Source organism: Janthinobacterium sp. PSPC3-1, from assembly GCF_049896105.1.
Lineage (GTDB): Bacteria > Pseudomonadota > Gammaproteobacteria > Burkholderiales > Burkholderiaceae_D > Janthinobacterium.
On the sequence record NZ_JAFCTQ010000070.1, the window covers coordinates 1 to 14,251 of the forward strand.

Genomic DNA, 14,251 nt, shown 5'->3' on the forward strand with positions numbered 1-14,251 from the left:
GGACCGTGAAACAACTTTGCGCCGATGATAGTGCTGCAACCAGTGTGAAAGTAGGTTATCGTCAGGCTTGTTATACGTAGTAGGAGAAAACCCGATCAGAAATGGTCGGGTTTTTTTTCGTCTGGTGGTTTTAGCATCAACATGCATATCGTTCGGTGCTACAGTGCTCCATACACCACGAAACGCATGCCGATGGATTATCAACAGCTCTCAGCCCAGCGGCGCAGCCATCCGGCGTGGCGCCTCCTTGCCGCCGATCATGCACCGATGATCGCCAGTTTCCTGCATCGTCATTTTATTGCGCCCAATATCCGTACCATCGCACGCCAGCAACTGGCGTCGCATCTGGACGACCATCTGTATCATCTGCATGAACTGGCTGGCGAGGTGTTGTTTCCGAAAAGCGCGACGGCATATCTGGACGACTGGGCTTCCGACGAACGGGGCTGGCTGCGTAAATATTATCCGAGTGGCCAGGACGAGCCACATTACGATCTGACGTCGCCGACCGAACAGGCGATCGCATGGCTGCTCGGCCTGGGGCAGCGCCAATTCATCGGTACCGAATCGCGCCTGATGACGGTATTCGATTTGCTGCGGCAGATTATCGATGGCACGGAATTGAATCCCCGTACCCGTATCGCCGAGCTGCAAAAACGCAAGGCGGCCATCGATGCGGAAATCGCCCAAATCGCCCAGGGCCGGCTCGACATGATGGAGCCGACCCAGATACGCGAACGCTTCCTGCAAATGTCGTCGACGGCGCGCGAGCTGTTGTCCGACTTTCGCGCCGTCGAGCATAATTTTCGCAGCCTGGACCGCTCGGTACGTGAACGTATTGCTACCTGGGAGGGCAGCAAGGGTGAATTGCTGCAGGAGATTTTCGGCAAGCGCGATGTGATCGCCGATTCCGATGAGGGTAAAAGTTTTCGCGCCTTCTGGGACCTGTTGATGTCGCCATCGCGCCAGGATGAATTGACGGCGCTGTTGAATGCGGTCATGGCGCTCGATCCGGTACGCGAACTGGCGCCCGATGGCCGTTTGCTGCGGATTCATTACGACTGGCTGGAGGCGGGCGAAGTGACGCAGCGCACGGTGGCGCGTTTGTCCGAACAGCTGCGGCGCTATCTCGACGACCAGGCCTGGCTGGAAAATCGCCGCATCATGCAGTTGATACGCGATATAGAAAAAAAGGCGATCGATGCGCGCGCGGTGGTCGAGCATGCGGCCTTTATCGATATCGACGCCGCGGCGCCGAATGTGCTGGCGCCGATGGACCGCACCTTGTTTGCGCCGCCGTTCAAACCCGTCATCTTGCAGGGCATGCTTGATGAAGCGGCCGAACCGGTGCCGTCGGATGCCTTGTTCGAGCAGATCTACGTCGATCGCCTGAAACTGGCGTCGCATATCCGGCGTGCGCTGCAGGAGCGCAAGCAAGTGTCGCTCGCCGCACTGATCGCCGAGTATCCGCTCGAGCAAGGCCTGGCGGAACTGGCGACTTATCTGAGCCTGGCGACGCAGGAATTGCCCAGCGTGATCGACGATACGCAAGAAGAAACGATACACTGGACCGATGCCCAAGGTCGTGCGCGCATTGCCACGGTGCCTCTCCTTATTTTCAGCGCATGATGAATTCTTCCAGCGAAACCCATTACAGCCAGATCCTGATCGCCTTGATGCAAGGCGTGTTGTACCAGGAAAACGATGTCGCCTTGTGGCAGCCGCTGTTGCTGTTGCAAGCGCGCGTGCGTGACTATTGCCAGCACATCGGCCTGGAACTGATACTCGATGAAGCCGAGGGCTATGCCTATCTGCGCCAGCGCGCCACGCCGGAGGGGGAGGTTGCCCTGCCGCGCCTGGTGCCGCGCCGCCAGCTCAGTTATCCGGTCAGTTTGATCCTGGTGCTGTTGCGTAAAAAGCTGGCGGAGTTCGACAGCAATGCCGGCGACACGCGCTTGATCGTCAGCCGTGAGCAGATCACCGAACAATTGCGTCTTTTCCTCCCCGATACCGCCAATGAAGCGCGTTTGCTCGACCGCATGGAGACGCATTTGAACAAGGTGGTCGAACTGGGCTTCCTGTATCGTTTGCGTGGTCAGGATCAGCAATTCGAGGTGCGGCGCATTTTGAAGGCTTTTGTCGATGCTCAATGGCTCAGCGATTTCGAGCAACGCCTGAACGATTACGCCAGCCATGGCGTGGGACTGTCGGAGGATGCGGGATGACGGCGCGTGACCATGAGGACGGTGTAACGCCCCAGCTTGATGTCGCCAACCCGGCGAGCCTGGAGCGCGCCGGCTTTCGCCTGCATCACTTCGAAGTCTTGAATTGGGGCACCTTCCATGCGCGCGTGTGGAAGCTGCATCCGGGCGGCGACAATCTGCTGCTGACCGGTGACATCGGTTCGGGCAAGTCGACGCTGGTCGACGCGATCACCACCTTGCTGGTGCCCGCGCAAAAGATTTCCTACAACAAGGCCGCTGGCGCCGATGCGCATGAGCGCAGCCTGCGCACCTATGTGCTGGGCCATTACAAATCGGAACGCGGCGACACGGGCAGCACGGCGCGCGCGGTCGCCTTGCGCGACCAGAATACCTATGCCGTGATCCTTGGCGTGTTTTATAACGAGGGCTACGATCAGACAGTGACCCTGGCGCAGGTCTTCTGGCTCAAGGATGCGCGCGGCCAGCCCGAGCGCTTTTATGTGGTGGCGGACAGTGCCTTGTCGATCGCGGACCAGTTCGCCGGCTTCGGCACCGATATCAACCAGTTGCGCAAGCGCCTGCGCGCCAGCAAGGGCGTCACCCTGCACGACAGCTTTCCACCGTATGGCGCCGATTTCCGCCGCCGTTTCGGCATCGGCAATGAACAGGCGATGGAGTTGTTTCACCAGACGGTATCGATGAAATCGGTCGGCAACCTGACCGACTTCGTGCGCGAGCATATGCTCGAAGCGTTTCCCGTCGAAGAGCGCATCGCCGCCCTGATCGCCCATTTCGATGATCTGCATCGCGCGCACGAAGCGGTACTGAAGGCGAAACAGCAGATCGAGCAATTGCTGCCGCTGACTGCCGATTGCGCGCGCCATGCCGGCTTGCAGCAGCAGGATGAGCAATTGCGCGGTTGCCGCGAAGCGCTGCGGCCGTGGTTTGCCGCCTTGAAAAGTGAGCTGCTGGAAAGCCGCCTGGAACAACTGGCGCTGGAGCTGGAAAAAACGGCCGCGCGCCTGCAGCGGCTGCAACAGCTGCGTATCGAGCAAGGCCTGCGCCGCGATGCCATCCGCGAAGCCATTTCCGCCAACGGCGGCAATCGCCTGGCGCAGATCGACGCCGAGATTGCTCGCCAGCAAACGCTGAAGGATGAGCGCGCGCGGCGCGCGGCGCTCTACGAGCAACTGGCGCAAGCGCTGGGCTTGCCGGGTGCGGCCGATGACGAAGGTTTTCGCGCCAATCTGCGTGCCATCGACAGTGGCCAGGTGCAATGCGTGGCGCAGCGCGACGAGTGCCAGAACAGCCTGACCGAGGCGGGCGTCATGGTGCGCGAACTGGGTGCCAGTCATGGCGAGATATCGGCGGAGCTCGCATCGTTGCGCCAGCGCCGCTCGAATATTCCGGGCCAGATGCTGAAACTGCGCGACTTGCTGTGTGGCGCGCTCGATCTCGATGGTGACGAGCTGCCTTTTGTTGGCGAGCTGATCCAGGTACGCGACGATGCCGGCGAGTGGGAGGGCGCGGCCGAACGCCTGCTGCACAATTTCGGTCTGGCGCTGCTGGTGCCGGAAGCCCATTATGCGGCGGTGGCGGCGTGGGTTGACCGCAGCCATCTTGGCGCCCGCCTGGTGTATTTTCGGGTGCGCGCGCTCAATCTGCCGGAAGCGCGTCCGCTGCATCCGGATTCGCTGGTGCGCAAGCTGTCGATCAAGCCCGATTCCGCATTTTATCCCTGGATCGCCAGTGAACTGGCGCGGCGTTTCGACTATGCCTGCTGTGACTCGCTGCAGCAATTCCAGCGCGAAAAACTGGCCATCACGCGCAACGGCCAGATCAAGGCGGGCGGCGAGCGCCATGAAAAGGATGACCGTCATTCGTTGCAAGACCGCACCCGTTATGTGCTGGGCTGGACCAACCAGGCCAAGATCGCGGCGCTGGAAAAGCAGGCGCGTGACTTGTCATTGCGCATCACCGCCCATCGTGCGCGCATCAGTGCACTGGGGATTGATGTCAAAACGCATCAGGACCGCCTGGGTCACTGGCAGCAACTGGCGGTGTTCCAGCATTTCGGCGAACTGGACTGGAAGCCGCTGCTGCTGGCGATCGAACAATTGCTGCGTGAAAAAGAGGCACTGGAAGCGGCGTCCGATCTGCTGCAAGAGCTGCAGGGCCAGCTTGAGGCGCTGACGCAAGCGCAAGCCGGCACGGACGAGGACCTCAGCCGTCACACCTCCGAGCATGCCAGGTTCAGCGAACGCCAGGACTTGGCGCGGCGCCAGCTGGCCGACTGCGCACAGTTGCTGGACGCCACGCCGGCGCCTGCGCGTGCGCTGTATTTTCCTCTGCTGCGGCAGTTGCAGGCGGAAGCCCTGGCCGAACACAAGCTGACGGTGGAGTCGTGCGATAACCGTGAAAAAGACATGCGCGGTTTCCTGCAGGCGCGTATCGATGCTGACAGCAAGAAAATCGCCGGCTTGCGCGACCGTATCATCAGTGCCATGAGCGATTACGTGACGGCCTGGCCGCTCGATACGCGTGAAGTCGATGTCAGCATCAATGCCGCCAGTGAATTCGGCAAGATGCTGGCGGCGCTGCAGGCCGATGATTTGCCGCGCTTTGCGCAGCGCTTCAAGGAGCTGCTCAATGAAAACACGATCCGCGAAATTGCCGGCTTCCAGTCGCAGCTCAAGCGCGAGCGGGAAACCATCCGCGAACGCATCGATATCATCAACCGCTCGCTGCACGATATCGATTACAACCCCAACCGCTATATCGCGCTGGAAGCCGAGCCCAACCTGGACGCCGACTTGCGCGATTTCCAGGCCGATTTGCGTGCCTGCACCGAAGGCGCGCTGACCGGGTCGAGCGACGAAGAATATTCGGAAGCCAAATTCCTGCAAGTGAAAACCATCATCGAGCGTTTCCGTGGCCGCAGCGGCAGCGCCGAAGTGGACAAGCGCTGGACGCGCAAGGTGACCGACGTGCGCAACTGGTTTGTCTTTTCGGCGTCCGAGCGCTGGCGTGAAGATGACCGCGAACATGAGCATTACACCGATGCCGGTGGCAAGTCCGGCGGCCAGAAAGAAAAGCTGGCTTATACCGTGCTGGCTGCCAGCCTGGCCTACCAGTTCGGCCTCGAATGGGGCGTGGTGCGCTCGCGCTCCTTCCGTTTTGTCGTGATCGACGAAGCGTTCGGCCGCGGTTCGGATGAATCCGCGCGCTATGGACTGGAACTGTTCAAGCGCATGAATCTGCAATTGCTGATCGTCACACCCTTGCAGAAAATCCATATCATCGAACCCTATGTCGCCGGCCTGGGTTTCGTGCACAGCGAAGAGGGCCGGCAATCGATGTTGCGTTGCCTGAGCATCGAGCAGTACCAGGCCGAGCGCGAGGCGCGCAGCGCATGAGTGACATGAGCAGCAAATGGACCACGCCGGCCGCCATCCAGGCGCACTTGTTGCGCCTGTGGAACAGCGGCAGCTGGCTGGCCGCGCATGTCACGGCAATACCGCTGTTTCCCATGACGCTGCCTGTACGCCAGCCCGGCGCCGCGATGATGGGCGAGCAGTTCGACGCCGTGCGGCGCTGGATACGGCAACTGGAGGACGGCAGCAAAAGCCACAAGGGCTATGGTTATGTGATCGAGTGGCGGGAGATCAATCATCGCCAGCTGGGGCGCAACCGGGTGCCGGTGCAAGTGGTGGTGGCCGACGAAACGGATGCCTTGAAACTGATCGGCAAGGCGGCGGACAAGCGGCGTTTCGAGCAGCTTGCCGCCATCACCCTGCAGCTGTTTCCAGCGCTGGCCGGCTGGCTGCAGCGCCGTTCGATGACGGTGCTGGAACAGGCGGGCGCATGGTCACGCATCCTGGCGATCCTGCAATGGTTTGTCGCCCATCCACGACCGGGGATGTATCTGCGCGAACTCGATATTGCCGGCGTGGATGGCAAGTTCATTGAAACGCGCAAGGCCTTGCTGGCGGAACTGCTGGACCAGTTGCTGCCGCCCGAAGCCGTCAATGCAGACGCCGTTGGCGCGCGTCAATTTGAAGCGCGTTATGGCTTGCTGGCCAAGCCGGCACTGATCCGTTTTCGTTTGCTCGACGCCCGTCACCATATCGGTGGCCTGTCCGACCTGAGCGTGCCGGTGGCGCAGTTTGCCGCCTTGCACGCCACGGTCAAACGGGTGTTCATTACCGAGAACGAAATCAACGGCCTGGCGTTTCCGGAGGTGCCGGACAGCATGGTGATCTTTGGCGGCGGTTACGGTATCGAGCGCCTGGCCGATGTGCGCTGGCTCGATGACAGGCAGATCATCTACTGGGGCGATATCGATACGCATGGCTTTGCGATTCTCGACCGCCTGCGCGGCTTGTTGCCGCAAGCGCGCTCCATGCTGATGGATCTGGCGACCCTGGAAGCGCACCGCGTGTTGTGGGGCAGTGAAGAGACGCACAAACGTTATACCGGCAGCCTGGGCCGGTTGACGCCGGACGAGCAGGCATTATTTCAACTGCTGCGGGACGATGTGCTGGGCGAGCGCCTGCGCATGGAACAGGAACGCCTGGGTTTTCATTGGGTCAGCGCGGCGATTCGTGCTGTCCAAAACTCTGGGTGATGCGGTCCAGAATAATCGCCAGCAGCACCACGCACAGCCCGCTTTCAAAGCCCAGGCCCACGTCCAGTTGCTGGATGCTGCTCAGCACTTCGCCGCCCAGGCCGCCGGCGCCCACCATCGAGGTGACGATCACCATCGACAGCGCCATCATGATGGTTTGATTGATGCCGCCCATCAGCGCCGGCAAGGCCAAGGGCAGTTGCACCTTGAACAGCAATTGCCAGCGGCTGGCTCCGAAGGCCTGGCCCGCTTCCAGTTGTTCCTTATCTACCTGCAAGATACCCAGGGTGGTCAGGCGCACCGCCGGCGGCATGGCGAAAATCACGGTGGCGATAATGCCGGGCACGCGGCCCAGGCCGAACAGCATCACGGCCGGAATCAGATAAACGAACGCAGGCATGGTTTGCATGAAGTCCAGCGCCGGCCGCAGCAGCGCATGCAGGTGGCGGTGCCGCGCGGCCAGTATGCCCAGCGGCACGCCTAATACCAGGCTGATCAGGGTGGCCGACAAGGTCAGTCCCAGTGTCACCATGGTCTGCGGCCAGTAGCCGAGCACGGCGATCAGCAGCAACGCCAATGTTGTGAACACGGCGAAACGCCATGACAGGCGGCGCCAGGCCAGCGCGGCAACCAGTCCGATCATCAGCCAGGCCGGCAGCAGTTGCAGCAGCTTTTCCGCCGCGATCGACAGCTGTTCGATCACCTGGCCGGCGTTGTCGAACAGGCCGCCATTGTGTTCCATCAGAAAACTGACGGTCGTATTGATCCAGCTGCCCAGCGGCAGCCAGGCATGCAGTTGTTCAAAAAAAGCCTGGTCCATGTCAGTTCCTGGCGCTGGCGCGCGTGATGGTGCGCAGTGCGCTGGCGGCGGTGATCAGGCCGAGCGCCATGCCGCTGGCGTCGCGCACGGTCAGGGGCAAACGGAAGGCGCCCAGGCGCGGCATCAGTTCGGACAGGCGGCTGTCGGCGGCCACGCCGATGGCTTCGGGCACGGTGGTGGCACTCGCCTCATGGTCGATCAGGTCGCTGGCCAGCAAGTGGCCCGAGGTATCGGCGCTGTCGAAAAATGCGCGCACATGCTCGTTGACGGGATGGGCCAGCAATTCGCGCGGCGTTCCCTGTTGCAGCAGTTTTCCTGCGTGCAACAATGCTATCTGGTCACCCAGGCGCAGCGCTTCGTCGATATCGTGCGAGACAAACACGATGGTGCGGCGCTGTGCGCGCTGCAGATCCAACAGTAGCTCCTGCATCTCGCGGCGCTTGAGCGGGTCGAGCGCCGAGAACGCCTCATCCATCAGCAGCAGCGAGGGATTGACGGCCAGCGCGCGTGCCAGTCCCACCCGTTGTCGCATGCCGCCCGACAACTGATGCGGATACTGTGTCGCATGGGCCAGCAGTCCCACCTGTTCCAGCACGGCGCTGGCGCGGCGGTGGCGTTCCTTGCGGTCCACGCCGGCCAGCTCCAGGCCGAAGGCGGCGTTGTCGATCACGCGCAAGTGCGCAAACAGTGCAGACGATTGAAACACCATGCCCATCGTGTCGCGCCGCGATTGCTGCAGGCGGCGCGCGGACAGTCCCGCCAGGTCGACGCCGTCGACCAGCACTTGGCCCGTGGTCGGCACGGCCAGGCCATTGATGGTGCGCAGCAAGGTCGACTTGCCGGAGCCGGACAGCCCCATCAGCACGCAGATGCCGCCCTCGGCGATATCGAGCGAGACATTGTCCAGCGCCGGTGCGATACCGGCATCGAAGACTTTGCCGACCTGGCGTAATGACACTTTGATGGAGGCCATGGTGTTCTTTCGTGGTTACAGCTTGCCGCTGATGGTCAAGAAGGCCGCGCGCGGGGCGCCGACCAGCATGGTGGCAAAACTGCCCGCTGGATCGCTGCTGGCAAAGCCGTTGGTGCCGATGGTGGCGTAATAGCGTTTATCCAGCAGATTCGTCACGTTCAGCTGCACGGTGGCGCTCTTGAACGGGCCGATATTGCCCAGCTTGTAGCCGCCGCTCAGGTTGGCCAGCCAGAACGACGGCACCGGGCTGTCGTTCAGGTAAGTGTAGTAACGCTGGCCCGTGTACTTGGCATCGGCCTTGGCAAACCAGCCGGCGCGCTCGTACGACAATTCCGTGTTGAACAGCACTTTCGGCGCATCGACCACGCGCTTGCCGTTGACGTTGATGGCGGTGGCGCCCTCGTAATACAGCGGCGCCGATTTGTACGACGAGTCGTTATAGGTAAACGAATTGAACCAGGCCCATTGCGACGAGATCTTCCAGTCCAGCGCCGCTTCGACCCCCTTGGTTTCCACCTTGCCCACATTGGTCAGCGTGGTCGGGCAACCGACGATGCCGGTGCAGGTGGCCACATTGAGCTGGCGGTTCTTGAAGTCCGCCGCGTACAAGGCGATCGAGGCTTGCACCGGACCGCGCCGCGAACGCAGGCCCAGGTCGATGGTGGTCGAGGTTTGTGGCTTGACCTTGCCTTTGCTCAGGTCGAACGCTTCCTGGGTTTGCGAGAACGGACCGTCGGCGCCCGCCTGGTAGGCGTTCATGTTTTTGGCCCACGACGAGAACAGTTCATCCTGGCCGCTCAACGCAAACGTCAGGCCCGCTTGCGGCAGGAATTTTTTCGATGCTTCCAGGGTGCCGCCGGCGCGCCCGCCCGCCTGGTTGTCGCCCTTGATGCGCGCCTTGGTGCTCTTGAAGCCGTAGCTCAGATTGAGGCGGTCGTTCAAGGCCGCAAAGTTGTCCTGCAGGTAGAACTGGGTGGTCTTGCTGACGAAGCGCTGTGCGATCACGGTGGAAAATGGATCGGACAGGAAGTGGTCGGTGCTTTCCGGGCCATTCACGGCGTAAAAGCTGCGCGTCCAGCTGTGCACGCTGCGCTCGGCCCAGACACCGGCCGTGACAGTGTGATTGCCGATTTCCCAGTTCAGGTCACTGACCACGCCATGGCGGTCGATCTTGTATTCCTGCGCCCGCACCGAGATCGGCACGCTGGCCGACGAGGGCGTGTACGGTGTATACCAGTGGCTTTCGCCATGGTTGCGGTGATCGTAGGCGGTGGTTTTCAAGCGCACGGTGTCGCTCGCTTGCCAGTCAAAGGCGACGCCGCCCAGCCAGTCGTTGCGCAGGCCGCGGCCCAGGTAATACGCGTCATCGAGATTGTTGACGCCTCCCGTGTAGACGCCCTTGGCCGCATTGACGGCGCGCTGCCAGTCGGGGGCGTAGTTGTCCCACTTGTAGCCAAGGCGCTTGACGCTGTCGAAGGACAGATCCTGGTAGTCGGTCTCATCGCGCGTGGAGTAATTAAAAAAGGTGCTGAGCTGGCTGTTGCCCAGTTTTTGCACCACCTTGGAATTGAACAGATCCTGGTCCTGGCCACCGTCGCCCTTCCATTTGTCGGCGCGCTGGCGCGTCAGCGAAACATAGGCCTTGGTGTCGGTCGACAGCAGTCCCGTGTCGTAGCGCAGGTAGGTGCGGGAAGTATTGTCGCTGCCCAGGGTTTGCGCCAGGGCGGCACCGGCCGTGTCGGCTGGTCCCCTTGTGCTGAAGCTGACCGTGCCGCCCAGGTTGCTGGTCGAGGCCGTACCCAGCGCGCCCGTGCCTTGCGACACGCTGACGTTGCCGATGTTTTCGGACGAAATGGCGCGGCTGACATGCAGGCCGTTATGGTTGCGGTAGCTCATGTCGCCCAGCGGAATGCCGTCCAGGGTGAAACCGAGCTGGTTCTGGCTGAAGCCGCGGATCGAGATATGCGCCGACCATTCGTAGGCGCCAAACGGGTCGGCCGACTGGAACGACACGCCGGGCAGTTTTTCAAGCGTTTTCAAGGGGCTGGTGCCGGGCGTGGCTTCGGCCAGGTTCTTACGCGTAATATTTTGTACCTGGCGGCCCTGGCCTTGCACGAAGACGGTTTCGACCGGCGCGTCCGGTACTTCGGCCGGCGCCGTATCAACGGCGTAGGCCGAGCAGGCAAGCGCTTGCAGCACGAAAAAGGTCAGGGGTTTGAATCGCAGTGCAGTTGGCTTGCTTGACATCAGTGGCTCCGGCGGTGGTGTGGGAATGAGAAAGAATCAGGGCTGCGCAAGGCGCGCACGCACGGCGGCTGCGCCGTCGGCGCCGCTGCGGGTGGTCACGCCGGCCAGCCAGGCATTGATCAGCTCTGGCCTGGCGCACAATTGGCGCAGGGCGGCGGCGCGCGCCGTCTGTTTCTTGTCGAGCATGTCGGCCATGATGGCGTGCTCGAGCGCGACAGTGAATTCCAGCTGCGCAAACAGTTTTCCCGGATTCGGGCAGGCGGCACGGTAGCCGCGGCGCGCCACCGTGTTGACACTGGCGCTGCCGAAACGCGGGCCGAAATACTGGTCGCCGCCATCGAGGTAGACCAGCTTGAAGTTGTTGTTCATCTGGTGCGGCTCCCACGCCAGGAACACGATCCACTGCTGGCCACGGTTCTTGCGGGCTACCTGGCTCAGCATGCCCTGTTCGCTCGATTCGACCAGTGTCCAGCCACTGAGCGCATAACTTTTTTCCGCCAGCATTTTCTTGATGGTCTGGTTGGCGGGCGCGCCCGATTCGATGCCGTAGATCTTGCGGTCGAACTTGTCCGCATGTTTGGCCAGATCGCTGAAGGTGCGCACGCCGGCGCGCGCCACATAGTCGGGCACGGCCAGGGTGAACTTGGCGTCAGGCAGGTTGGCGCGCACGGTCTCGATCGTGCCGGCCTGCAGCAACGGCGTCACGAGTTGCTTCTGGGCCGGCATCCAGTTGCCGAGGAACACATCGACCTGGCCCTTCTGCAGACCCGCATAGGCGATCGGTACCGACAGCGGCATTACCTTCTGTTCATAGCCGAGCGCTTCGAGCACGATGCCGGCCAGGGCATTGGTGGCGCCGATATCGGTCCAGCCGGGGTCTGCCATGCGTACCAGGCGGCAGGCGTCAGGTTCGGCGGCGTGAATCGGCAAGATGGCTGCGCACAGCAGGGCTGCCAGGAAAAGACGTTTCATGCATCGCTCCGTTGCGGGACAGGAAAACGGGCGCGTGCTTCCAGCGCATCGAGGTCCAGGTGATTGCGGATATAGCGGCGGCTGGCGTCGTGCGGCGGCTGATAGTCCCAGGCGTGATACGCGCCCAGCATATTGGCCGCGCCGATAAAGCGGCGGCGGACCTGGCTGGCGACCACTTGTTCATGCAGCTGGGGCAGGTTCCAGCGGTTGGCGACCTGTGCGCGAAAGCCTTGCAGCACTTCAACGCTGCCGGCGTCCTGCGCCAGGTTGCGCAATTCGTCGGGGTCGCTGGGCAAGTGATACAGCTGGTCCGGGTCGGTGGCCGCATGGATGAATTTATAATCGCCCTGGCGCAGCATGACGATCGGACCCAGTGCGCCTTCGCCCAGGTATTCGGCCGCCACTTCATCGTGGCCGCCCCGTTGTTGCAGATGCGGCAGCAGGCTGCGGCCGTCCAGCTCCAGCGGAAAGTCGGCGCTGGCCGATGGCGTTTCGCCGCCATGGGCCAGGTCGAGCAGGGTCGGCAGCAGGTCGACATGTGACACCGAGGCGGCGACCCGGTGCGCGGCAAAGCGCTGCGGCGCATGGATAATCAGCGGTACGCGGGCGGACGGCTCGAAAAAACTCATCTTGTACCAGAGGCCCCGTTCGCCCAGCATGTCGCCATGGTCGGAGGTGACGATGATGATGGTGTTGTCCAGCTGTCCGCTGTGTTCCAGTGCGCGCAGCAGCACGCCGAACTGCTCGTCGACATACGAGATGGCGCCGTAATAGGCGCGCCGCGCCTGGCGTACCTGCTGCGGCGTGACCGGTGTCTGGTCGAGGCCGCTTACCGCGCGCAGGCGGCGTGAATGCGGATCGTCATCCTGCGGCGCAGCGGGCACGCGCGGCATGTCGATTTCTTCGTCGCTATATAGCTCCCAGTAAGGCGAGGATATCGCGTACGGGTCATGCGGATGGGTCAGCGAGACCGTCATGCAGAACGGGCGCTGGTCGGGATCGCGCGCCAGGTCGAACAGCTTCTGGCGCGCCGCGAACACCACTTCATCGTCGAAGTCGAGCTGGTTGCTGCGCACGCAGTGGCCGGCATCGGTTACCGACGTCATATTGTGGTACCAGCTGGGGCGCACGTCCGGGCGTTGCCAGTCCGGTGTCCAGCCGAAATCGGCCGGGTAGATATCGGTGGTCAGACGCTCTTCGAAACCGTGCAACTGGTCGGCGCCGCAAAAATGCATCTTGCCCGACAAAATGGTGCGATAGCCGGCATGGCGGAAATAATGCGCATAGGTCACCGCTTCGGACGACAGTGCCGCCGCATTGTCATGGCCGCCCGTTTTCGACGGCAGCTTGCCGCTCATCAGCGCGTAGCGTGAAGGCGCGCACAGGGGCGAGTTGCAATAGGCCGATTCGAATACCACGCCTGCCGACGCCAGCGCATCGATATGCGGCGTGCGCGTAACCTGGTTGCCGTAAGCGGCCAGGGCGCCAGGGGTGAGCCTGACGGCGGACGGCGCCGCCCTGCACGAGGCGGTAAGGGAACACTTGGCCGCCATCCACGTGGCGGTCGACAAGATCCGCACGCGGCGTACGCGGCAGGTGCTGACGGTGGCGGCCGACTTCGGCTTTGCCCAGTTCTGGCTGATGCCGCGCCTGGCGGAGTTTCAGCAGCGGCGCCCGGAGCTGGACGTGCGCATCGTCACCTCGCAACAGGCGTTTGATATCCGCGGCGAAGCGGTCGACCTGGCGATTTCGTTTGGCGACGGGCAATGGCCGGGCTGCGATGCGCAGCAAATCCTGCCGGAAGAGGTGGTGCCTGTGTGCAGCCCGGCCATGCTGGAACGGCATCTGGCGGCCGGCGGCACGCCGGCGCAAGTGATGGCCTTGCCCTTGCTGCATCTGGGCAGCAGCGGCCAGGAACCGTGGATGACCTGGCAGGAATGGGCGCAGCTGCAGGGCTTGCCAAGCGACGGCGAGCTGCAGAGCCTGACCTTGGGCAATTATCCCTTGCTGATCCAGGCGGCCGTCGCCGGTCACGGCGTCGCGCTGGGCTGGCGTCCGCTGGTCGATGCGCTGCTGCGTGATGGTCAGCTGGCCAGCCTGCCGGTGCCGTCCTTGCGCACACGGCGCGGCTACTTCCTGGTGCAGCCGCGCGGGCGTGAGCCATGGGAGGCGCTGGACAGCTTTCGCGAGTGGATCGTGGCTGGTTGCGAAGAGCTTAAATAGTCCTTGCAGGCCACGCGGCGCTTGGCTATAATTCGCCCCCTCGCTGAACGACGCATGCAAATGCCGAGTGAAGCAGAAAAAAGAAGGTGTTGACGGATTTAGCGAAATGCTTCATACTCTTCCTTCTTCGCAGCTGACAAACACAACGCTTTGTCGATAGCGCGAAACGTAGCACCGAATACCGT

Annotated in this window: 10 protein-coding genes; 5 read left to right on the forward strand and 5 right to left on the reverse strand. The window is 62.4% G+C overall.

Annotation, left to right across the window (positions count from 1 at the left end; translation table 11 throughout):
* Nucleotides 1-192 precede the first annotated feature (192 nt).
* From ACP7B7_RS31045 to ACP7B7_RS31060, 4 genes are read left to right on the forward strand one after another with little or no spacing between them, the layout of a single operon-like run.
* The gene (locus ACP7B7_RS31045) at nt 193-1,629 is read left to right on the forward strand and encodes a DUF3375 domain-containing protein (RefSeq protein ID WP_426079269.1); all 1,437 of its coding nucleotides are present in this window, start codon (nt 193-195) and stop codon (nt 1,627-1,629) included.
* Nucleotides 1,629-2,225: a DUF4194 domain-containing protein gene (locus tag ACP7B7_RS31050; RefSeq protein ID WP_374694280.1), complete on the forward strand. Its 597-nt coding sequence runs from the start codon at nt 1,629-1,631 to the stop codon at nt 2,223-2,225. Before ACP7B7_RS31045 ends, ACP7B7_RS31050 begins: the two co-directional genes overlap by 1 nt.
* On the forward strand, nt 2,222-5,620 hold the full coding sequence (locus tag ACP7B7_RS31055; protein WP_426079270.1) for an ATP-binding protein: 3,399 nt from the start codon (nt 2,222-2,224) through the stop codon (nt 5,618-5,620). Before ACP7B7_RS31050 ends, ACP7B7_RS31055 begins: the two co-directional genes overlap by 4 nt.
* A complete protein-coding gene (locus tag ACP7B7_RS31060; protein ID WP_308923097.1) occupies nt 5,617-6,831 on the forward strand; it encodes a Wadjet anti-phage system protein JetD domain-containing protein in 1,215 nt (404 codons plus the stop codon). The genes ACP7B7_RS31055 and ACP7B7_RS31060 overlap by 4 nt, the downstream gene beginning before the upstream one ends.
* Here ACP7B7_RS31060 and ACP7B7_RS31065 read toward each other — a convergent pair.
* From ACP7B7_RS31065 to betC, 5 genes are read right to left on the reverse strand one after another with little or no spacing between them, the layout of a single operon-like run.
* Nucleotides 6,794-7,651 (reverse strand): ABC transporter permease, encoded by an 858-nt coding sequence (locus ACP7B7_RS31065; protein ID WP_374694221.1) that lies wholly within the window; start codon nt 7,649-7,651, stop codon nt 6,794-6,796. The two genes, ACP7B7_RS31060 and ACP7B7_RS31065, sit on opposite strands and share 38 nt — an antisense overlap.
* 1 nt (nt 7,652) lies before the next feature.
* Nucleotides 7,653-8,624: an ATP-binding cassette domain-containing protein gene (locus ACP7B7_RS31070; protein WP_308923096.1), complete on the reverse strand. Its 972-nt coding sequence runs from the start codon at nt 8,622-8,624 to the stop codon at nt 7,653-7,655.
* A gap of 15 nt (nt 8,625-8,639) precedes the next feature.
* Nucleotides 8,640-10,871, reverse strand: coding sequence for a TonB-dependent receptor (locus tag ACP7B7_RS31075; RefSeq protein ID WP_426079271.1), 2,232 nt, complete (start codon nt 10,869-10,871; stop codon nt 8,640-8,642).
* Between the two features lie 36 nt (nt 10,872-10,907).
* Nucleotides 10,908-11,843 carry a choline ABC transporter substrate-binding protein gene (gene choX / locus ACP7B7_RS31080; protein WP_308923094.1) on the reverse strand — a complete coding sequence of 312 codons (936 nt, stop codon included), beginning with the start codon at nt 11,841-11,843 and terminating at the stop codon, nt 10,908-10,910.
* A complete protein-coding gene (gene betC, locus ACP7B7_RS31085) occupies nt 11,840-13,396 on the reverse strand; it encodes a choline-sulfatase (RefSeq protein WP_426079272.1) in 1,557 nt (518 codons plus the stop codon). Before betC ends, choX begins: the two co-directional genes overlap by 4 nt.
* Between betC and ACP7B7_RS31090 the strand changes: the two genes are divergently transcribed.
* Nucleotides 13,386-14,066, forward strand: coding sequence for a LysR substrate-binding domain-containing protein (locus ACP7B7_RS31090; RefSeq protein WP_308923093.1), 681 nt, complete (start codon nt 13,386-13,388; stop codon nt 14,064-14,066). The two genes, betC and ACP7B7_RS31090, sit on opposite strands and share 11 nt — an antisense overlap.
* Nucleotides 14,067-14,251 lie beyond the last annotated feature (185 nt).

Coding starts and splice junctions, on each gene's coding strand:
- choX (WP_308923094.1), bottom strand. CDS start 11,843: ATGAAACGTCTTTTCCTGGCAGCCCTGCTGTGCGCAGCCATCTTGCCG.
- ACP7B7_RS31055 (WP_426079270.1), top strand. CDS start 2,222: ATGACGGCGCGTGACCATGAGGACGGTGTAACGCCCCAGCTTGATGTC.
- betC (WP_426079272.1), bottom strand. CDS start 13,396: ATGGCGGCCAAGTGTTCCCTTACCGCCTCGTGCAGGGCGGCGCCGTCC.
- ACP7B7_RS31045 (WP_426079269.1), top strand. CDS start 193: ATGGATTATCAACAGCTCTCAGCCCAGCGGCGCAGCCATCCGGCGTGG.
- ACP7B7_RS31070 (WP_308923096.1), bottom strand. CDS start 8,624: ATGGCCTCCATCAAAGTGTCATTACGCCAGGTCGGCAAAGTCTTCGAT.
- ACP7B7_RS31060 (WP_308923097.1), top strand. CDS start 5,617: ATGAGTGACATGAGCAGCAAATGGACCACGCCGGCCGCCATCCAGGCG.
- ACP7B7_RS31075 (WP_426079271.1), bottom strand. CDS start 10,871: ATGTCAAGCAAGCCAACTGCACTGCGATTCAAACCCCTGACCTTTTTC.
- ACP7B7_RS31050 (WP_374694280.1), top strand. CDS start 1,629: ATGAATTCTTCCAGCGAAACCCATTACAGCCAGATCCTGATCGCCTTG.
- ACP7B7_RS31065 (WP_374694221.1), bottom strand. CDS start 7,651: ATGGACCAGGCTTTTTTTGAACAACTGCATGCCTGGCTGCCGCTGGGC.